Origin of the sequence: Massilia sp. MP_M2 (genome assembly GCF_039123635.1) — a bacterium.
In the GTDB taxonomy this organism is placed as follows: domain Bacteria; phylum Pseudomonadota; class Gammaproteobacteria; order Burkholderiales; family Burkholderiaceae_D; genus Telluria.
The window spans coordinates 54,070-75,179 of the sequence record NZ_JBCHJF010000014.1; the positions used below are offsets into that span (position 1 = coordinate 54,070).

Here is a 21,110-nt window from a genome sequence, read left to right on the forward strand (position 1 = left end):
TCGATGCCGATTCACGACATCGCGCGCGCGCAGGGGCACGACGCCGGCAACCTGCGCCAGGGCGAGATTCGCCGCATCGCCTTCCTGCTGCATCGCCAGCACAACACGCAGGCGGCCAGTCCGTTCTATCTGCCGGTGCTGCACGGCGCCGAGAATGCCTGCCGCAGGCGCGGTATCGCGCTCTCGTTCGTCGTGGTCGGCCCGGCCGAGCCGATGCTGGATCTGGTGCGCCTGCACCAGCCGGACGCGCTGCTGTGCGCCGGCTTCTTTGAACCGGAACTGGTCGCTGCGCTACACAACACCGGCAAGCCGCTGGTGCTGCTCGACATGCGCCTGCCCGGCTACCGCTCGGTCAATCCCGACCATGCACTGGGCGGCTACCTGGCCACGCGCCACCTGATCACGCTGGGACGTCGCCGCATCGCCATGCTCACCGGCCCGCTGTCGCACCACAGCATCCTCGAGCGCTATCGCGGCTTTCGCAAGGCCCTGTTCGAGGCGCGCATGCTGGCCGATCCCGATCTTGAAATCCAGCTGCCCAGCATCGGCGACACGCAGGACAACCTGCACGGGGCGCTCGACGCCCTGCTGGCGCGCGAGCCGCGGCCCGATGCGCTGTTCTGTTACAACGACAGCGCCGCGCTCGCAGCGATGCGCCACTGCCTGGCGCGCGGCCTGAAGGTCCCGCATGACATCGCCATCGTCGGCTTCGACGACATCAGCGCCGCCGCAGCTGCGCTGCCGCCGCTCTCGAGCATCAACATCGACAAGGATTTGCTGGGCCGGATGGGCGTGGACCTGCTGCTCGACAAGCGCACCGGATGCGACCTCGAACAGACACTCACGCTACGGCTGATGGCGCGCGAGAGCAGCACCGGCGAGGCGCGATGACTGCGCCCGCGGCCATTGTCTGCGCGGGAGAAGCGCTGATCGACCGGCTGCGCCGGGACGGCGACACGAAGCGCAGCCACGCCGGCGGCCCGACCTGGAACGTGGCGCGTGCATTGGCGGCGCTGGGCGCAGCCAGCGGTTTTGCCGGCACCATCAGCTGCTGCGTGGCTGGCGATGCGCTGTGGCGCGCCAGCGAGGCGGAGGGGCTGGATCTGCGCTACCTGCAGCGGGCCGGCATGCCGCACGACGACCAGGCGGACCTGCTGTTCGACCCCACCAACATGCCGTCCGGTTGGCAGCAAGAGGTACAGTGGCTGCACGTCGGCAGCATCAGCCTGGCGCGCGGACCGCTCGACCTCACGCTGATCGGATTGGCCGAGCAGGCGAAAGCGCACGGGCTGCGCATCAGCTATGACCCGCACTGGCATGACCTGATGGGGCCAGCGTACGACGCGACGCTGCGACGCATGAGCGAGCTGGCCGACGTGATCAAGGTGGCCGACGACGACCTGCGTGCGCTGTTTCGCAGCCACGACACGCTTGGCTCGCTGGGGCGCCTGCGCGCACGCAATCCGGCAGCGCTGGTGCTGCTCACGCGCAGGGATGGTGGGGCGTCGCTGTATCACAGCGCGCAGACGTGGCATGCGAAGGCGCCCGTGCTCGACGTCGTCGATACGCTGGGCGCAGGTGATGCAGGAATGGCTGGTCTGATTTACTCGCTGCAGCAGTGGCCCGAGGCGGGCATGGACGCGCACCTGGCATTCGCGGTGGCGGCAGGGGGCGCCGCATGCCGGGTGGGCTGGACGCAGGCACCAAGCCTCGGCGCCGTCCGGGCATTGCTCGGCAAGGTGACCGTCACCCGCTGAGCGCGCCCTGCCGTGGCATCAGTCCGACATAGCGCGCTGGGCGCCGTCACCGACAAAAGGACGGCAATCGACGGGGACGTCGATCAGGAACGTCGTGCCCAGCTCTGGCGAACTGTCGACCGACACGCTGCCCCCGTGGCTTTCGCCCACGGCCTTGACGAACGGCAGGCCAATGCCCCAGCCCGTGGCCGAGAAAGGCCCCGTTTCGCGGCGCAGGTACTCGAAGATCCGGTTGTGCTGCTCTTCGGGAATCGCATTGCCTTCGTTGTGAACGCTCAGCATCAGACGCCCGCGCGTCTGGTGCGCCATGATGCTGACGGTGCCGCCGTCGCCATACTTGATCGCATTGTTGACCAGATTTTCCAGCGCACGCCAGAGCGAAGCGCGGCACCAGTGGCCGGTGACCGGCTCGCCGGTCACGTCGACGACGACCTGCGTGCCGTGCTGGCCATGCGCATATTGCTCGCCCAGTTCGCGCGTCAGTCCCAGGATGTCGAAGTTCGTCAGGTGCAATGGGATCTTCGCCGCGCCCTGGAACGTCAGGGCGTCGAGCAGTTCGGCCATCATCTCGTTGAGCCGGTCGGCGTTGGCGCCGATTCGGGCGGCGACGTTCTTTACCTGCGCCCAGTCGGACGTCATGGTCATGAACTGCGCGCCATGAGCGACCACCGACAACGGCGTGCGCATGTCGTGCGACAGGGCGGCCGCCATCTTGTGCCGCAGATCTTCGTGGATCTGCGTGAACGAGCGCACTGCCTCGCGCATGGCGGCATTGATCGATGCGTCGATGATGCGCCAGTGGTCCTCGTCCAGCGACACCCTGCCCTTGGCCACGACTGCAATCGACTCGCGCAGGATCTGGTATTCGTGGACCACCTGGTCGGGGCCGAACGGGGTCATGCGGGCCCGCTCGGTCCCGTGGACACTGGCCGAATTGTTACCACTCACCGCCTGCGTGCGCGGGTGATCCGGGCTCAGGGCTTCGGCGATATTGTCAAAAAACGCTGGCAGCGTGTTGGTCAACACGGGCCGCAGCAGACTTTCGGCGCCCTCGACGCGCGCGCGCACTTCCCGTTCCCAGCGGTCCATGACGGCGTCGCGGATGGAAATGAATTGCAACCCGGTGGAACAAATGCCGAGGCGATCAACATTCTGGTCAGTGGCTAGTGTCATGCAGTCGTCGGTGTCAGCGCCGGCTGCGGCAAGCGCGGTCGGTCGTGCAATAAGGGAAGGGAAATGGCGCTTCAGGGTGTCTTCCATTATATAGCGCCAGCCAACTCCCAACGCGCTCCCGGCCACCACATGCCGCAAATTTCAGCATCCGTTGTGGCTGCGCCACCACGCCCCGGGCGGTGCGGTGCGGCGGCCATGCGCCGCTCCCTCGCCAGCCCCCTATGCACCGGCCGGCGTCCCCGCAATCCACAGTTCCACCCGATGATCGCGCCGGTCATCCTGCAGCTCGAACGTCCAGTCAGGACATGGCTGGCCATCGAGCAGCAAGCCTTCCATGCCGTCGCCCGCGTGCACCGTGATCTCGTAGATCGCGCTGTGATAGCGGTAGCGCAGGATGAAACCGGCCCAGCCAGGCGCCAAGTGCGGCGTCAGGTGCAGGCGCGAACCGTTGCGCTCCACGCCCAGCAGCGCTTCGATCGCCAGCAGCCAGGTAGCCCCGGCCGAGGCGGTGTGCAAGCCGCCGATGGCGCGGCCGACGTGCGGCGCCACCGTGCGCACGCCACCAGCCAGGAAGTACGGCAGCGCGGCGCCATCGGCCGTGCAATCCGGTGCCAGTGGCGGCGCGGGTGCGAGCGGATCGAGCATGCCGGCCAGCTGCCACGCGCGGCAGGCGTCGCCCAGCCGCGCAAAGCCCGTCGCTGCCAGCGCGACCGCGCCGTGGTCCTGGCCGGGGCTGGCCACCACGCGCTCGCTCCAGTGCCCGTCGACCGCCGGCTCACACAGCAGCATGACGCCGTGCGCCTCGTCGACCAGGCGCTGCGTGGCGGCGCGCAGCGCGGCAGCACCGTGTTCGGCATCGGCCTGCACGGCCCAGCCCTGCGTCGACAACTCGACGCGGCAGGCGGCGTTGGCGATCGAGCCAAGCACATTGCGGCTGTCCAGCCACGTCCAGCGATACCAGTCGCCGTCCCAGCCATGCTCTTCGCACTGCGCCCTGAGCGCCAGCGCGGCGCCGCGGCAGGTGGTGGCAAAACCGAAGTCGCCGCGCCGGTCGGCCACGTCGGCGAAGCGTTGCAGCACGGTCGCCATGAAAAAGCCCGTGCGCACGCTTTCGACACGGCCCGTCACGTCATCGTCGTGCAGACGCGCCGCCGCCAGCGGCAGGCCGCGCTGGCCGAAGCGCAGGCAGCCGCGCAGGCCATGCACGCAGTGCTGGTACAGGTCGTCCCCCGCGGCCAGCCGCGTTGCTTCGCCGGGATCGGCGCCAAATGGCAGCACTGCCAGCAGCGCGTGGTCGCCAGTCACGGCCAGGTAGCGCGTCAGCGCATGGGGCAACCACAGGAAATCGTCGAGCGCGGGTGGCGGCAGGTTGGACTGCGCCGTGGCGAATTCGCGCGCTGCCTGCAGCAACGCGTCACGCAGCAGCTCGGGGCGGGCATGCACGCTGGCCAGCAGCGACTGCAGGCGCGTAGCGACGCAACGCTCGCCCCACGCGGCGCTGATCGCCTGGTACGGCAGCCAGGTGTTCACGCGCAGGTCGAGCGAGGCGTCGGGCGAGTGCAGTTCGACCGCGCCCAGCGTGCCATCCCACCAGTTGCGCAGGCGCTCCCACGCGGCAGCGGCGGCGCGCGCGCCACCGTGCAGTTGCACCTCGCGGCTGGCGTCGAGCGTGCCGGGACCGGCCACGCCCAGCACGAACACCAGCTCGCGCTCTTCGCCTGGCGCCAGCGTGACCGGCACCTGCAAGGCCGCGCACGGTGCGCGCCCTGCCCCACTGGCGCCGGACAGGCCGCTGCGGCCCAGCGCCGCCGGCTGCGCAATGCTGCCCTGGCGGCCGATGAATTCGTCGCGGTCGCAGGTCGCGGCGACATCCTCGGCGTCGACATGGAAGAACCCCACCTGGTCGCGGAAGTCGTCGCTGAACGCATTGCGCGCGAACAGCGCGCCACTGGCCAGGTCGATGCCGGTGACGACCTGCAGGCCGGGCGTGGCGTCGACCCTGTCGAGCTGCCACGCCACGAAACCCGTCACGCTCAGGCGGCGCGGCGCATCGCTGTCGTTGCGCAGTCGGAGCACGCTGTATTTGAGCGGCGCATCCGGTGCCACGAAGCAGCGCAGTGCCGAATGGATGCCGTGCGCGCCGTGCTCGAACACGGTGTAGCCGACGCCATGCCGGGTGATATACGGTTCCGACGATGGCGCCGGCCACGGCGTGGGCGACCAGAATGCGCCGCTGTCCTCGTCGCGCAGGTAGAACGCTTCGCCGTCCTGCGGTGCGACATCGTCGCTGCCAGCAGTCAGGCGCGCAGCGCGTGTCCCGCTCCAGGTGACCGCATGGCCGCGTTCCGACAGCACAGACCCGAAGCCGGGGTTGGCCAGCAGGTTGACCCAGGGCGCCTGCGGCACCGGCACCGAGGCGCTGCTGCGCACCTCGTATTCGCGACCATCCGGCGTGAAGCCGCCGATGCCATTGTCGAACACGCGTTCCGGCTGCACGGTTGGCAATGCTTCCGTCATCCACGGCGTGGTTGCGCCGGCCACGAGTGGCGACGGCAAGGCGACACCAGGCCGCGCAGCGCGGCGCAGCTGGTCGGCCAGGTCGCCACGGCCAGACAGCAGCAGCACGTGCGCGCTCGAGCGCAGCAGGATGCGGTCTTCCTGCGCGACGTCTTCGCGCAGGAACAGGTGCACGCCGCCGGATGCATCGAAGGTGTCGGGATCGACCAACGCCATGGCCAGCATCATCACCCCCTCGCGCACGGCGCGGCTGTCGCACAGCACCAGGAGGTCGACCGCGAAGCCGCGATTGCGCCAGTAGGTATGCGCCTGCAGCACCTGGCGCGCCAGGCCCGTGTCCGGGCCATCCGACAGCTGGAGCAGCAGCACCGGCTGCACGCCATCAATGCCGCAGGCCAGCAGGTCGGCGCGGCCGCGCACATTGCGCGCGATGACGGCCGGGTCAGCGCGCAGGGCCGGTACCGGCTGCAGCAGGCAGCCAGCCAGGCGGTTGCACAGCTGCGCATCGGCTTCGCTCACGTCCATGCGGCGCAGGAAGGCCTGGGCCTGGGTCCAGGCGGCGTCGATCGCGCGGTCGACCGCATGGCCGGCGCTGTAGCGGGCCGCCAGTTCACGCGCCATCGCCCGGCTGGCGGCCACACCCAGCACCAGGTCGACCGTGATCTCTTGTTGGGGCGCCAGCGTGACGGTGCGGCGCAAGGCCAGCAGCGGTTCATCGGGTTCGGTCACGAGGCCGGGCAACGCGCCGCCAGTCCCGATGGCCCGGGGTGCGCGCAGATCGTGGCCGCGGCCGATGAAGCGCGCGCGGTCCGTTTCCATCGTCAATGCGGGCGCGATGTCGCGCACAGCCATGCGATGCATGACGACCGGGGCGTCGGCCGCCGTGACGCACAGCAGGCTGTCGTTGATGGCGTCGAATTCGATCATGACATGGCTGCGGCCACCCGGCTCGAGCGCCGGTCCGGCCAGTGCCACGCTGCTGGTCAGTTCCAGCGTGAGCGCTTGCTGCCCCTGGTTGACGATGCGGATGCGGCGCAGCTCGACGTCGTCGTCCGGCGCCACCACGATATCGGTGTGCATGGCCAGAGCGTTGTCCAGACAGCGCACGCTGGCCCGGCCTTCGGAGAACACCGTTTCGCGCTCACTATCGGGCAACAGGCCCGGCCAGACCTGGCCGGATGCGACGTCGCGCACGTGGCACATCAAGCCGGTTTCGCCGGCGCCGCTTCGGGTGATCTGTTTGTCATCCCAGCGACTGGTGCCAGTGCCATCGCTGGCAACGACCAGGTGATAGCGGCCATTGGACAGCAGCTGGACTTCGGGCAGCGCCGGGGGCTCGCTCCCGATCACGCGGGCATACGGGCGCGCGGTCACGCCCTGGCTTGTTGCCGCTGCGCCGGTGTAGCGTCGTTCGGCAGCAGCACCGGAGACCGGCACCGGCTCTTGCAGCAATGGCAGGGCGGCCCGGAATTCGGGATCGCGGCAGAAGCGGCGCTGCATCGGCTCACCCAGCAGATGGCGGGCCAGCGCCAGTAGCGTCATCGCCTGGTGGCGCGCGGCATAGCCCCGCACGACGATCTGGCGCTCGCCTTGCGGCAAGCGCGCCGGCGCGTAGTCGAGCGCCTCGTACAAGCCAAGCTCACCCAGCATGCCTTGCGCCGCGAAGGCGCGCAGGTTGGTGCTGGCCAGGCCCGGCGTCACGTCCAGCGCCAGCGCGGCGGCATACGGCGCCGCCACCAGGTCGTCATCGCGCTGGCGCTGCAACGCGGCGGCGGGCAAGCCGAACTGGCCGGACCGGTAGCGCGCGGCGCCGTCCACGGCATTGCAGCGCGATGACGAAAAGCCCCACAGCACGTCCCTGGCTTTGGCATGCGCAACCTGGGCGCGCACCAGCGCGCGGGCGGCGCCATCGAGCAGCGTATCGCGCCAGCCCGGCATCCAGAGCTGCGGCGCCAGCAAGTCGGCCATGGCGCCACGGCGCGACAGCAGCAGCGTATTGGCACCCGCCATGCGCAGCGGGCGTCCCAGCGACCACCAGTGCTGCTGCGGCAGCTGGCCCTGGGCCACGGCGGCAAAGCTGGCCATGCGCGATTCGGACGCCAGCAAGTCGCAACTGTCGCTGTCCAGGCGCTTGTCGCGCACGTGGTAGCCGGCGGCCAGCTGGCCAGTGGTCGAATCGACCAATGCACCGAAGTCCATGCGCGCGGCGTCGCGCGCGGCGCCCGCCAGCGCGGCCAGCCGTTCGATGCGCGCCTGCGCGCAGGCGCGGCCCGCGTCCACCAATGCCGCCAGGCCAGCGCCGCCCGTTGTCGGCGCGTCGAGCTGCGCCAGTTCGCGCAGCGTCGGGATGCGTGTCAGTCTGGCCTCGAGTACGTATTCCTGGACTGCGCGCATCCACGGCGCCAGCGCGTACAGGTCGTCCAGCTGCGCGGCGCAGTGTGCCAGCAAGCGCTCGACCCAGGCGGCCAGCGCAGAGTCGGCATGCGAATCGACGTCTTCAGGCAGGCTGGCCATCAGGCGCTCGGCATTGGCCAGCGCCAGGCGCAGGCAATCGACAAGACCCGGCAGCGTGTCGAGGGCGCGGCAGCGCTCGGGCGCCATGGCGCCGTCCATGTCGTCCAGCACGTTCAGGAAAGACGCTGGCGCAGCGTGCGCGTGCTCGCGTACGACCAGCAAGGTGGCGCGAATGCCGTCGGGCGCCGCAGCGGCGATCGGCTGGTCCGCCAGTTCGTCCATGCCGACAGCGAAGGTGCGCAGCGCCAGCACCAGGCTGCCGCTGGCGGCGGTATCGACATAGTGTGGCTCGAGCGGAGCAAGCGTCGCACCGTCGTACCAGTGCAGCAAATGGCCCTGCCACCGTTCGAGCAGCGCCAGCGAGGCAAACACGCGCTCGCTGCGTTCCAGCAGGCCGCCCAGTGGCAGGAAACCGAAGTCGCGCGCGCTGAGTGTGGCCAGCAGGCCAAGGCCGATGCCATCGGGCGAGATGCGCGCATCGATGGCAGGCTCGGGGTGTTCAAGCACGGCGTGTGGCGCCAGGCCATGGCCATCGACGCCGTGACGTTCGAAGAAGCCCCAGGTGCGACGCGCCAGCGCGCGCAGGAACGCGTCCTGCGCCGGCGCGAGGCGCACGCTGCGGCGCGTCACCAGGCCTGTCCACCATGCCAGTACCGGCGACAGGAACCATACCAGTAGCAGCGGCGCCGTGGCGAACAGGGCGTAGGGGTTGGCAAAGCTCACCAGCAGCGCGATGGCCATCGCCAGCAGCGGCGGGAACCACATGGCGCGCCCGTTGATTTCCAGCGAGCGGCCCGGGACTGCCCCCGCTTGCGTATCGAGCAAGCCGCGCTGCGTCACGTGCCGGCGCCACAGGCCCCGCACCAGGGCGTGGGCATCGACCAGCGCTGCATGCGGCAGGAAGGCCGCCCACAACGCACCGCGCGTGAGCGTCAAGCGCGCGCCGCGCGCCCAGCCGTCAAGGTGCTGGCGCCATGGTGCGTCAAGTGGCCGGTCTCCCAGCGCCACCAGCAGGCCAATGACCGTCGGCACGAACACGATTCCCAGCACCGCCGTGGTCCAGAACACGGGCGCAGCCAGCAGGCTCCAGCAAAAGATCAGCAACGCGAGGGACGCCGGCGCGACCAAGCTGGCGCGCAGCTGGTCGAACAGCATCCAGCGCGCCGGTGCGTGCTCGAGGTAATCGGGACCGGGACCGAGGCGGTGCACGGATTGCCAGGCCGCCCGCACGGCGCGGTGCCGGCGCAGCATGTACTCACCGTAGTTTGGCGTGCGCAGTGCGTCCACGCGCACGTCCGCCACGCCGCCGGCGCGCAGGCGATCGCGCTCGACCGCGCCGGGCCAGGCGCGACCATCGTCGTGCAGAACGTCGCCGCAGGCACGGCGCCAGACATCGACATCATGGATCGCGACCCAGCCGTGGCTTGCGTCCTGCACCGCCCCGCCCATGCGGGCAAAGCGCGGCGCGCGATGGCCCGGTGGCGCGGGACCGCGTGCCGGCAGCAGCATGCCGTGCCCTTCGAGCACGCGGCCGCTGTCGTCCTGCACCGGCTGGTGCAGCGGATGCGCCATCGCGGCCACCAGGCTGCGCGCGGCGTCGCGCGGCAGGCCGGCATTGGCGTCCAGTGCAATCACGTAGCGCATCGCGGCGCCAGCGCCGGTGTTGCCGGCGGCGAGCAGAAAGCGTTCGCGCGCGCCGCACAGCCAGGCATTCAGGTCGGCGATCTGGCCGCGCTGGCGTTCCTGGCCGATCCAGGCTTGCTGGTCGATGCTCCAGGTGCGTGGCCGCGCCAGCAGCATGAATGGCCCGTCACCCTCACCGTCACCGTCACGGCCATGCTGGCGATTCAATGTCTCGATGGCGGCGCGCGCCTGCGCGAGCAAGGCGTCGTCCGCCGGCAGCGTTGCGCTGGCGGCATCGGGCAGATCGAGCAGCAGGCAAAAGCGCAGGTTCGGGTCGCGGTTGCCGAGGTAGCGCACTTCGAGCTCTTCGCGCAGCCGGTCGATCGCGGCAGCGTCACCTGCCTGCGCGCAGACGGCGACAACGGTCTGGCAGGTATCGGGGATGCCGGCGCTGAAATCCATGCGCGGCGTGGTGGCAGGCGGGGTGCGCCAGCGTTCCATCATGCGCACCAGGGAAAGCGCCAACGCGCTGGCACCGGGCAGCGCCAGCAGGCCAATCAGCGCCAGCAGCCACGCGCCGGCATCGCCCTGGCGTGCGTGGACGAGAATGGATATCGTCAACAGCAGCGTCAGGACCGCGGCCGCCCCGATGCGCGTGACAAGGTGCGCCTTCTGCGCCAGCGCAGGCAGGTAGTGGCCGACGTGGCGGGTGCGCACGTCCAGGCCACCTTCGCCCGGCGCGCGGTGCGTACCGGCCAGCGTCAGCGCGTCGCGCGCGACGTCGACTTCGTCGACCCTGGCAGTGCGGGCGCGACGCGCAATGGCGTGCCGGTAGCTGTCGCGCGTGGCGCCGTCCATGGCGGCGTAACTGCCATCCGGGTCGGTGCGCAGCAGCGCGTCGACCGCGTCATGCGTCTCGGCGAAGGCGCGCCAGTCGATCCCGCCAAGCAGGCGCAGGCTGGCCAAGGTGTTGCCGACCGAGATGGCATCCTCGGCCTGTTCGCTGTGTTCGCGCTGCGTGTGCTGCGCGATGCTGGTGCCGGCATCGGCCAGGCGTGCGTCGAGCCAGTCCAGGACCTGGGTCACGGCGCCGCCGCGGCCATGCAGGCGCCGCGCCAGTTCGGCGATGAAGCTGTCATTGGCCTCGACGCTGCGCATCATGTCGGCCACCAAGAGGATCAGGTCACCGGGCCGCGTCTCGGCCGTGTCCAGCAGGCGCACCGCCCAGCTGGCGGCCTGTTCATGCGCAGCGCAGGCACGCGCCGCGCGCGCGGCCAGGCGCCGCAGGTTGTCGATCAGGGCCAGGCGCAGCAGCGCCGGCAGCGCGTCGAGTTCGGCGATGCGCAGGAGCGCGCTTTCCTGGTATGCACTCACGAACAGCGCCAGTTCCTCGGCGTCGATGCGGCCATCGCCATGCGCGACCACGTCGAGCACCAGGCGCCAGGCGCGCACGGCGCCATCCGGCGCCAGTGTCGGCAGGACCGCGGCGCCAGGCCGCAAGCCGTCACGCGCCAGGCGTACCTGCGCGTCAAGAAGGTGGTGCTGGTCGAGCAGGCGTGCGCCGGCAGGCGGCAGCGCAAAGCCGGCGCGTGCGGCCTGGTCGAGCGCGTCGCACGAGGCAGCGATGGCATCGGCGTTCGTGCCCAGCAACGCGCGCAGGGCCTGGGCGGCGGCCTTGCCGGCCGTGGTGGGTTGCAGTACGTGACGTGCCGCCAACTGGCGTGCGTGCTCCGCGCGCTGGAGCGCGCCGAGAGGTGCTGCGCGCCATGGCGCATCGTCGCCGGTCGCACGCGTCGCATCATGCGGCGCGCGCTGCCCGGCGGGCAGGTTGTGGTTCTTGACGTTCAACGGGGCCTCGGGACTAAGCGTGCGCAGCAGACCGCTGGAGCACAGTGGCGTCCGGGACGGATCAGGGCAGGAAACGCTGGGCGCGCACGGCTCATCTTATCCTAGGCAAAGACGGGCGTCGTTACTGTGCGCTGACGAACACACCCCGCCGATGGGCTGAAGGCAGCCGCGCCCCGGCGATCAGATGGCGAGTGCGAACCCGCCCACCAGCGACCAGGCGCCGGGATGGCCCATGGCGCGCAAGGCTTGCGCCGCACGGGCGCTGCGGGCGCCGCTGCGGCAGACGAACAGCAGCGGCGCCGTCGCGCCCAGCCACTGCGGCGCGTGGTCGGCAACGCAGGCCAGCGGCACGTTGCGTACCGCATGGTCGTGCAGCCGAACCGCGCCCCCACCCGCCCCCGCCCCCGCGACGCTGTGTTCGCGCAGGTTGCGCACGTCGATCACGAGCGCGTCCGGATGCGCAGCAAGCCAGTCGCGGGCGGCAGCGGCGGGCACCAGCATTGCGCTGTCGATGACGCCATCCATCGCCGGCTCGGCGCCTGGCATCGGCATCGGCGCGGCCAGCGCAGCGCCGCAGCGCGCGATGCGCTCGCAGGCCAGGTCGAGCGAGGCGTCATCAAACAGCGCGCCAAATGACAGGCGCACCGCCGCCGCGCTGCGCCAGGCCGGCACGCCCATCGCATCGAGCACGTAGCTGGATCCGGCCTTCCCCGCCGAACACGCCGAGCCGGCGCTGACACGCATGCCGGCGGCATCGAACAGGTCGAGCAGCGTGGCGCTGGCCACATCCGGCACCGAGAAGTTGATGGTCGTGGGGAGCGAATGCGCCATGGGCGCATTGAACACGATGCCGGGCAAGGCCGCTTCGAGCGCCGCCACCAGGCGCGCGCGGCACGCCAGCAGCGCGGCGCCGTCGCGGAATGTGTCGCCCCGCTCCAGCGCCGAGAACACCGCGCCCAGCGCCGCGATGCCGGCCATGTTTTCGGTGCCGGAACGCTGGCCGTCTTCTTGCCCGCCGCCGCACATCAGCGGCGTGTACGGGGCGTCGCGGCGCACGTACAGCATGCCGATGCCTTTTGGCGCATACAGCTTGTGCCCCGAGAACGGCGCGTAGTCGATGCGGCTCGCGGCCAGGTCGAGTGGGAGCTTGCCCAGCGCCTGCACGCAATCGACCAGCCACAGGGCATCGCTGCCGGCATCGCTCCCGGCCTCGCGCAGCACCGCCTCGATGCCGTGCAGGTCGGACACCACGCCCGTTTCATTGTTTGCCGCCATCGTGCACACCAGCGCCGCGCGCGGCGCCAGCGCGCGCAGCACGTCGAGCCGGTGGCGGCCATCGCCATCGACCGGCAGCACGCGCAGCTCCAGGCCCGTGCCGAGCAGCCGGTTCCAGTGTGCCAGGCTTTCAGGCACCGCCTTGTGTTCGGTCGCGCCAATCAGGACGATGTCGCCGCAGGCGTCACCGCGCGCGCGCCGCTCGCGCACCGCGCACAGGGCCGAGAGCACCGCCGTCTGGATGCCCTCGGTGGCGCCGCTGTTGAACATCAACCGGCCCTCCCCCGCGCCGACCACCCGGCCCGCACTGGCGCGCACGCTCTCGCGCAGCGCCCGGGCGCGCAGGCCCGTCGCATGGCTGCTGCTCGGATTGCCGAAGCCATCCTGCATGGCGGCCATGGCGGCAGTGGCGGCGGCCGGCAATACCGGTGAGGTTGCATTGGTATCGAGGTAGATTTCGGTCTGCATGAATAGGTGCCAAAAATATAAAAAAGGTATCGCACAACATGTTATTGTTCAGTAATATGGTACGGTCTAAAGACGGTCAATACGTTCTAAACTTTCTGGTTTCCGATCAAACAGTAGGATAATTATTCTTATAATAAGCAATGCGGAATATGAATTCACTCGACAAGTTTGATTGCGCGATCCTCGCTGCTCTGCAGGCGGATGCCACCTTGTCCATTTCGGGCCTGAGCGAAAAGGTGGGCTTGTCCAGTACGCCCTGCTGGAAACGCGTCAAGCGCCTGGAAGAAGAAGGCTTCATCGAAAGCCGCGTCAGCATCGTCAATCGCGAAAAAGTCGGCTTGCCGGTCACCGTCTTTGTCAGCGTCAAGACCCCCGAACACGATGAAAAATGGCTGGCGCGCTTTGCCGCCGCCGTGATCGCGCTGCCCGAAGTGCTGGAGTTCCATCGCATGAGCGGTGACGTCGATTACCTGCTCAAGGTCGTCACCACCGATATCGCCGGCTACGACCGCTTCTACAAGAAGCTGATCAAGACCGCGCGCCTGACCGGCGTGTCGTCGGCGTTCTCGATGGAGCAGATCAAATCCACCACCGCCCTGCCCCTCGAACTGATCTCGCACGGCACGCCAACCTGAGTCTTTACACGCGTTGTGCGCTTTCGCCGGGTGCGTAAATCGTGCGATGATGGCGCCCGTCCACATCAACGGGAGACTGAGTCAATGCCATCGAAAATCACCATGGCGCCGCTGGCGCTGGCTGCACTGATTGCCACCATCGGCGTGCACGCGCACGCTGCCGAACAGGTCGTCAAGATCGGCGTCAGCGGTCCGCTGTCGGGCGCCAACGCGTTCGCCGGCAAGGACAATGAAAACGGCGTGCGCCTGGCCATCGAAGAACTCAACGCACAGAAGATCCAGGTGGGCGCCAACGTGCTGCGCTTCGTGCTGCAATCCGAAGACGACGCGGGCGACCCGAAACAGGGCGTGACCGTGGCCCAGAAATTCGCCGACGCCGGCGTCAAGTTCGTGCTCGGCCCGTACAACTCGGGCGTGGCGATTCCGGCCTCGCGCGTCTACAACGACAGCGGCATCCTGATGTCGACGGTCGGCACCAATCCCAAGATCACGGCCAGCGGCTATCCCACCGTGTTTCGTATCGTCGCGAGCGACACGCAGGTCGGTGCTTCGGTTGCCGGCTACGCGGCCAAGGAACTCAAGATCAAGAACATCGGCGTGATCGACGATCGCACGGCGTTCGGCCAGGGCATCGCGATGGAATTCAAACGCCAGGCGCAGCTGGCCGGCATCAAGATCGCCGGCCACGAGTTCACCAACGACAAGGCGAGCGACTTCGCCGCGATCCTCACCGCGCTGCGCGCCAAGAAAGTCGACGCCATCTTCTACGGCGGCTACGCTCCGCAGGCCGCGCCGATGGTGCGCCAGATGAAGCAGCTCGGCCTGAACGTGCCGCTGCTGGGCGGCGATACGCTGTGCAGCCCCGAGATGGCAAGGCTCGGCGGTGATGCCGTCGGCGAGAACGTGCGCTGCGCGCAGGCCGGCGCGATCGTCGCCAAACAACCGGGCGGCGCGGCTTTCCTGGCCAGCTACAAGAAGCGCTTCGGCCGCGAGCCAGACGTCTACGCACCCTCGTTCTACGACCAGACCAAGTTCATCGCGCAAGCGATTCAGTCGGCCAAGACGGTCGACGCCAAGGCGGTTGGCGTTGCGATGCACACGATCAGCTATCAGGGCGTGGTCGGCATGTACGGCTATGACCCCAAGGGCAATCTGAAAAAAACCGCCGTCACGGTGTACACATTCAAGAACGGCGCTCTCATGCCACTGGCCAGCTACTGATTTTTTACCCGGACCTCGATCACGATGAACCCATCCTTCAAACTCGGCGCACTGGCCACGGCCGCCCTGCTGATGTGCGCCAGTGCCGGCGCCGCGCCAGTCACGGCCCCCGCACCTGCATCCGCATCGGCTGCCGATCCCCAGGCCGGCAAGGCCATCAACAAGCTGGTGGACGAGTACTACAACGCCTATGCGCGCTTCGAGCCGGTCTGGGCGACCGAGTCCGGCGACGGCCGCTTCGACGGCCAGCTTGGCCTGCCGATCGCGCCGAAAAACCGCGACGCCCAGTTTGCGCTGTACCGCGGCTATCTGAAACGCCTGGGCACGATCCCGCGCGCGCGTCTCGCTCCGCGCGATCAGGCAAGCTATGACGTCGTCAAGTTCGAGCTCGAGACCGCGCTGCGTTTGGGCGCCTTCCCCGAGCACCTGCTGCCGGTGGACCAGATGTTCAACATGCCGGTCTTCATGGCCAACTACGCCGGCGGCCAGGGCGCGCAGCCGCTCGCCACGCCGCAGGATTACCGCAATTACCTGAGCCGCCTGGACCAGATGGTCGCCTACATCGACCAGGCGATCGCCAATATGCGCGAAGGCGTCAAGCGCGGCGTCGTGCATCCACGCGAACCGATGATGTCGCTGCTGCCGCAATTGAAGGCACTGGTCGCGGCCACGCCCGAGGCCAGCATCTTCTACAGCCCGATCAAGGCGCTGCCGGCGGGCTTTTCGGGCGCCGACAAGAACAAGCTGACGGCGTCGTACCGCAAGACGGTGGGCGAGAAGCTCAATCCGGCACTGGCGCGCCTGGCCACGTATGTCGAGAAGGACTACTTGCCGGCCACCCGCACGACGGCCGGCTGGGGCGCACTGCCAAACGGCGCCGAGTGGTACAAGGCGCGCGTGGCGGCGATGACCACCACGACCCTGACGCCCGAGCAGATCCACGAGATCGGCCAAAAGGAAGTGGCGCGCATCCAGGGCGAGTACGGCAAGATCGGCCCGAAGATGGGCTACACCGGCCCTGCGGCCGGCTTGCCGCGCTGGGTGTCGGAGCAGCCGAAGTACAAGCCGTTCACGTCGGATGCGCAGGTGATCGCGGTGTTCGAGAAGATCGACGCTGACGTGCGCACCAAGCTGCCTAAACTGTTCTCGCTGATGCCGAAGGCACCGCTCGAAGTACGCCTGGAACCGGAACTGACGCGCGAGACGGCATCGGACCATTATTCGTCACCGGCGGCGGACGGTTCACGGCCCGGCGTGTTCTGGTCGGTAGTGAACGATCCGACCAAGTACGGCAGCACCGGCATGGTCACGCTATACCTGCATGAAGGCCAGCCGGGCCACCACTTCCATATCGCGCTGACCCAGGAACTCGGTCTGCCGAATTTCCGCAAGTTCGGCGGCAATACGGCATTTACCGAAGGCTGGGCGCTGTACGCCGAGACGCTGGGCAAGGAGATGGGCCTGTTCGACAAGCCGGAAGATTATTTCGGTCACCTTAACGACGAGATGCTGCGCGCGGCGCGCCTGGTGGTCGATACCGGGATGCATACCAAGGGCTGGAGCCGCGATCAGTCGATCACGTACTTCCGCGAGACGCTGGGGTACTCGGAACTGGAAGCGCGCGCCCAGATCGAGCGCTACATGGTCATGCCGGGCCAGGCACTGGCGTACAAGATCGGCGCCCTGAAAATCATGGAACTGCGTCAGCGCGCGCAGGCGGCGCTGGATGACAAATTCAACCTGCCCGCATTCCACCGCGTGGTGCTCGATGAAGGCACGCTGCCGCTGGCAGTGCTTGAGGCGAAGGTCGATCGCTGGATCGCAGCGTCGAAGTAAGACCGGTACGGTGGACGGCCAGGCCGTCCACCGTCAGGTTCAACGCTCGATCATGAACACCGGATACCGGCGCCATTCCGGCTCGCGGTAACGCGCGCAGTTGGCGAAGATGAAGTCCAGCACCGCTTCCTGATTCGTCAGCAAGCCAGGATGTTCACTCTTCCACTGTTCGAACTTCGCTGCCAGCGCAGGCTCCTGCACCAGCAGTCGCTCGGCCTCGTCCTCGAACACATACTCCGAATACGCTTCCTTCTTTTCCAGCACGCTGTTGAAGAAGCCCCAGCGGAAGAAGCTGTCGTGCGCCAGCGGCTCGAGCGTCTCGACCGCGTAGCGCGCATTGTCCTGGTCCAGCGGCACGAGATAATCCCCGGCGCGCAGCTGCACGCTGGCGTGACGCCGTTCGAGCACCACGTCGTCATGGAACATATGGCCTTCGTACGCCGTCGGGCGCGAGGTCACGCTGTCGATGTGATAGTACGCGACATGCTGCATGCGGTCGGCGTCGATGCGCTCCATGCGCACGCCATTCCACTGCAGGCGCTCAATCGCCTCACGCCACTGCTGCGGCACCACGTAGGCCTGCGGCGCCGGCACGCTCGCATCCACCGGGAAGCGGTTGTAGTAGGCGATGTCGCGCTCCCAGACGCTGCTGCGGTCGTAGTACAGGCGCGAATAGTCGCCCAGCACGCTCTTTTTATACTTGGCTTCATACCCTTTGAAACGGAAGCTCGACGGATTGGTCTCGTCCATCTTCCAGCGTACCGGCCACTCGGCTTGCGTGCGGCCCGCATCCTTCGCCGCACGGCGCAGCGCCTGGATGCGCGGGGCGTTCTGCACGGTGAAGGCCAGCGCGACATCGACCAGCGCGCGCATCGATTCGTAGCGATCCCTGAACGGCTTGAGCATGTGCGTCTCGGGCATGAAGCCGATCGTGTGGTGCAGCGCTGCGTAGCCGGTGGAAAAGCGCGCGGTTTCCAGGAATTCGGCAATGCCGTGGTCGGGGCTGTCCTGCACCGGGTTCACGTACGGGCAGGTCGGCCAGCCGCGCGCATCCATCCCGGCGTACAGCGCCGGCAGCATCTCGGCGCGCAGGAACTCGCCCAGGCCACCACCGAGCTTGTCGGCCTGCGTGTGGATCAGCGTCATCGTGTAGCTGTAGTCGGCGCCGTTGGACGTGTGGGTATCGACCATCACGTCCGGGTCCCAGGCCGTAAACAGTTCGTTGAACACGCGCGCCGTCAACGTGTCGCACTTGACGAAGTCGCGGTTCAGGTCGAGGTGGCGGCTGTTGCCGCGAAAGCCGAACTGCTCCGGCCCGTCCTGGTTCACGCGCGACGTGTCGGCGCGGTTGAAGGCGCCGTCGACGTTGTACAGCGGGACAAACAGGAACACGGTCGTGCCCAGCGCAGCCAGGCGCTCGGGATCGACGCAAAAGTCGCGCACCAGCGCCATGCAGCCATCGACGCCTTCCGGCTCGCCCGGGTGGATGCCGTTGTTGTTGAAGAAGACTGCGCGCCCGGCAGCCTTGATCGCGGCGCGGTCGAACGCGCCGTCGCTGCTGACCACACCAGCGTGGATCGGCACGCCGGCATCGGACACGCCCACCTGCTCGAAGCGCAGCACCGCTGGATACAGGCGCGCAAGCTCGTCGTACCAGGCGATGCAATCGGCCCAGGTGGTGGTCTGGTTCAGGTTTCCTTGTTCGTAGGGCGTGAGGGTTGCAGTAGCCATGGTGGTCTTCGCTAATAAAGGTAAGGCTTACAGAATGACGCTGGAGGGTGCGGCAGGCGCGGTAGGCACCGGCGGCGCCAGCGTCAACGGCAGGGCGATGGCGACATCGGTGCCTTCGCCGGGGCTCGAGCGCACCTCGATCGTGCCGTGCAGCGCATAGGCGCGCTCGCGCATGCCGATGATGCCGATGCCTTCCGAGGCGCTGGCCGTGTCGAAGCCGGCGCCGTCATCGACCACGCGGATGCGCAGCATGCCCTTGCCTTCGTCAAGCAGCAGGCTGACGTGCGCCGAGCGCGCGGCAGCATGCTTCATGACGTTCGACAGCGCCTCTTGTACGATCCGGTAGGCCGAAATGGCCAGCTCGTTGGACAGGCGCGCGAAGTCGCCCTCGCTGTGCAGGTCGAAACGGCAGCCGGACGTGGTGTCATAGTGGCGCACCATCTCTTCGACCGCGCCGTGCAGACCGAGCATGTCGAGCACCTCGGGGCGCAGGCGGCGCACCAGGCGCCGGCCGTTGGCGTACAGGTCGAGCGCGAGCTTGGTGATCGCTTCAGACTTGCGCTTGATTTCCACCACCTCGGGGCCGGGCGGGGCCTTGGCCGCCAGCAGGCCGATCGCCTGCGCTTCGAGGCGCGCCGCGATCAGCGACGCATTGAGTTCGTCGTGGATTTCGACCGCGATGCTCTTGCGTTCGTCCTCGATGATTTCGTTGACCTTCTGGATCAGTTTGCGTTTGTCGGCGTCGGCGCGCAGCGCTTCGTTGCGCGAGGCCAGCAGGTCGCGCGTGCGCTCGGCCACCTTGTTTTCGAGGTCGCGCTTGGATTCGCCCAGGGCCAGCGACATCTCGCCGATCGACGATTGCAGCTCGCCGATCTCGCCGCCGGTGGTGACCGGCGGATGAACGCGGAAGTTACCGCCCCGGATCTGGCGCAGCGTGCCGATCGCCTCGCGCAGCGGCACGATCAGCGAGCGCGCCAATACCCAGGCCAGGATGCCGCTGGCGGCCAGCGCCAGCGCCGCCATCGACAGCTCGATCTGGAAGCGGTCGGTCTGCTTGGCCATCATGTTCGCCGGCGACATCGTGACCCGCACCCAGCCCACCACTTCGGTGGTAAGCGTGGGCGGACGCGAATCGCTCGACGCCGACACGTGCGGCGTGCCGTTGTCTGAGAACAGGTTGATCCACACGACCTGCTTGCGGATCGGCGCTTCGTAGTAGTGGGACTGGGCGTCAAGGGCCGATTCGGACACCACGCGCACGGCGGCGCGCCCGCTGCCGTCGATGACGTCGACGCGGTAGATGCTGCGGTCGGACTGCACCAGGCCATTGATCGTTAGGCGCAGGTCGGACAGGTTGCCCGAGATGACGTTGTACTCGGACGTCTCGGACAACGCGCGCGCCAGGATGCGGCCACGCTCGGCCAGTTCTTCGGCCACCTGCGCGCGGTGCGCGTACCACGAGTACCAGACGAAGGACGTAAACAGCAGGATCACCGGCAGCATCGTGATGACGGCCATGCGCCGTCCGACACCCCAGCCGCGCCAGAAACGCAGGTTCATCGCGCCGCCGGCGCCGGCACTGGGCGGGCGAAGTTGCGCGCGGTGTCCGTCACGCGCAGATCGAGCGAGCTGGCCACGCCTTCGTTGATGATCGTGCGAAAGTAGCGCGGGAACTGCGGCGCAGGCAGTTCGCCGGTGCGCACGAAATCGGCCGTGAGCTCGGCCACCTGGGCGTTGATCTCTTCGACTTCGGAATACGTGGTCGCCAGCGCGCCGACCTTGACCATATCAGCCGAAAAACCGATCACGCCCTGCTTGCGACGGTAGGTCGAGAGCAGGATGTTGCGCACGTTTTCGGCGTTGTAGATGTCGCTGTCGGGCAGCGCCAGCAGCGTCTCGGCGCGCGTCATGCTGTTCAGCGTGTGATTCAAATCGTCGCCCGGCGTGAACATCTGGATCTCGGTGGCGTCGTGCAGCACCGGGCGCAGGAAGGCGGTGTCGGGGCCGAGCAGCACGCCCACGCGCACGGGGCGGCCGTACACCAGTTCGGCCAGGCGCATCTGGTCGTTCGGCGCCGGTTCGGCGTATACCGCCGTGATGGCCGTGCGGCGTGGCTTGGGCAGGCGCGCCGTCAGGCCGCGCCATACCTGGCTGGACGTATAGGCCGAGATGACGACGCAATCGCAGCGGCGTGACAGCGCGTCGCGCAGCGCGGTCGGGCCGATCGCGATGTAGAGCATGCGGCGCTTTTGCGCGAGCTCGGTGCGAAACGCGGCGAAGGTCGGCACCAGGCGCTTGTACAGGTCGTCGACGATGCGGTGCGTGACCGCGCTGTCGTCGCCGGTGATGATCTGGAAGCGGTAACCCTGCACGTCTTCGCGCTCGCGCTCCGTTTGCCGGGCCTGGACGGCATGGGCGCCGGTGGCGGCCAAGGCCAGCGTCATGGCGATCAAGGGGGCCAGTGAACGCGCGCGTGAAGCGTTCTGCATCCGGCGCAGGAGCGTGGCCATCG

At 68.3% G+C, this 21,110-nt stretch carries 11 protein-coding genes; 5 read left to right on the plus strand and 6 right to left on the minus strand.

Annotated elements, in window-relative coordinates:
- Positions 1-3: 3 nt before the first annotated feature.
- Together RCH14_RS22845 and RCH14_RS22850 are read left to right on the plus strand one after the other, a co-directional pair.
- Positions 4-891, plus strand: coding sequence for a LacI family DNA-binding transcriptional regulator (locus tag RCH14_RS22845; protein ID WP_343028399.1), 888 nt, complete (start codon positions 4-6; stop codon positions 889-891).
- On the plus strand, positions 888-1,757 hold the full coding sequence (locus RCH14_RS22850; protein WP_343028400.1) for a PfkB family carbohydrate kinase: 870 nt from the start codon (positions 888-890) through the stop codon (positions 1,755-1,757). Before RCH14_RS22845 ends, RCH14_RS22850 begins: the two co-directional genes overlap by 4 nt.
- A gap of 18 nt (positions 1,758-1,775) precedes the next feature.
- Here the strand turns inward: RCH14_RS22850 and RCH14_RS22855 are convergent, their stop codons facing one another.
- The 3 genes from RCH14_RS22855 to RCH14_RS22865 form a co-directional block, all read right to left on the minus strand.
- Positions 1,776-2,930, minus strand: a complete 1,155-nt coding sequence (locus RCH14_RS22855; RefSeq protein ID WP_343028401.1) for a HAMP domain-containing sensor histidine kinase — start codon at positions 2,928-2,930, stop codon at positions 1,776-1,778.
- A gap of 219 nt (positions 2,931-3,149) precedes the next feature.
- Entirely contained in the window at positions 3,150-11,432 is an 8,283-nt protein-coding gene (locus RCH14_RS22860; RefSeq protein WP_343028402.1) for a GH36-type glycosyl hydrolase domain-containing protein, read from the minus strand.
- A gap of 180 nt (positions 11,433-11,612) precedes the next feature.
- Positions 11,613-13,175, minus strand: a complete 1,563-nt coding sequence (locus tag RCH14_RS22865; protein ID WP_343028403.1) for an aminotransferase class V-fold PLP-dependent enzyme — start codon at positions 13,173-13,175, stop codon at positions 11,613-11,615.
- Positions 13,176-13,324: 149 nt separating this feature from the next.
- Here RCH14_RS22865 and RCH14_RS22870 point away from each other — a divergent pair, with 149 nt between their 5' ends.
- The 3 genes from RCH14_RS22870 to RCH14_RS22880 all read left to right on the plus strand — a co-directional run bounded on the left by RCH14_RS22870 (position 13,325) and on the right by RCH14_RS22880 (position 16,867).
- Positions 13,325-13,810, plus strand: coding sequence for an Lrp/AsnC family transcriptional regulator (locus RCH14_RS22870; protein WP_343028404.1), 486 nt, complete (start codon positions 13,325-13,327; stop codon positions 13,808-13,810).
- A gap of 84 nt (positions 13,811-13,894) precedes the next feature.
- The gene (locus tag RCH14_RS22875; protein ID WP_343028405.1) at positions 13,895-15,031 is read left to right on the plus strand and encodes a branched-chain amino acid ABC transporter substrate-binding protein; all 1,137 of its coding nucleotides are present in this window, start codon (positions 13,895-13,897) and stop codon (positions 15,029-15,031) included.
- 24 nt (positions 15,032-15,055) lie between these two features.
- On the plus strand, positions 15,056-16,867 hold the full coding sequence (locus RCH14_RS22880; protein WP_343028406.1) for a DUF885 domain-containing protein: 1,812 nt from the start codon (positions 15,056-15,058) through the stop codon (positions 16,865-16,867).
- A gap of 39 nt (positions 16,868-16,906) precedes the next feature.
- Here the strand turns inward: RCH14_RS22880 and RCH14_RS22885 are convergent, their stop codons facing one another.
- Genes RCH14_RS22885 through RCH14_RS22895 form a run of 3 tightly spaced genes read right to left on the minus strand, consistent with a single transcriptional unit; the run spans position 16,907 to position 21,108 of the window.
- The gene (locus RCH14_RS22885; RefSeq protein WP_343028407.1) at positions 16,907-18,598 is read right to left on the minus strand and encodes a M14 family zinc carboxypeptidase; all 1,692 of its coding nucleotides are present in this window, start codon (positions 18,596-18,598) and stop codon (positions 16,907-16,909) included.
- A 27-nt stretch (positions 18,599-18,625) separates the two neighbouring features.
- Positions 18,626-20,158 carry an ATP-binding protein gene (locus RCH14_RS22890; RefSeq protein WP_343028408.1) on the minus strand — a complete coding sequence of 511 codons (1,533 nt, stop codon included), beginning with the start codon at positions 20,156-20,158 and terminating at the stop codon, positions 18,626-18,628.
- Positions 20,155-21,108: a hypothetical protein gene (locus tag RCH14_RS22895; RefSeq protein ID WP_343028409.1), complete on the minus strand. Its 954-nt coding sequence runs from the start codon at positions 21,106-21,108 to the stop codon at positions 20,155-20,157. Before RCH14_RS22895 ends, RCH14_RS22890 begins: the two co-directional genes overlap by 4 nt.
- Positions 21,109-21,110: the final 2 nt, after the last annotated feature.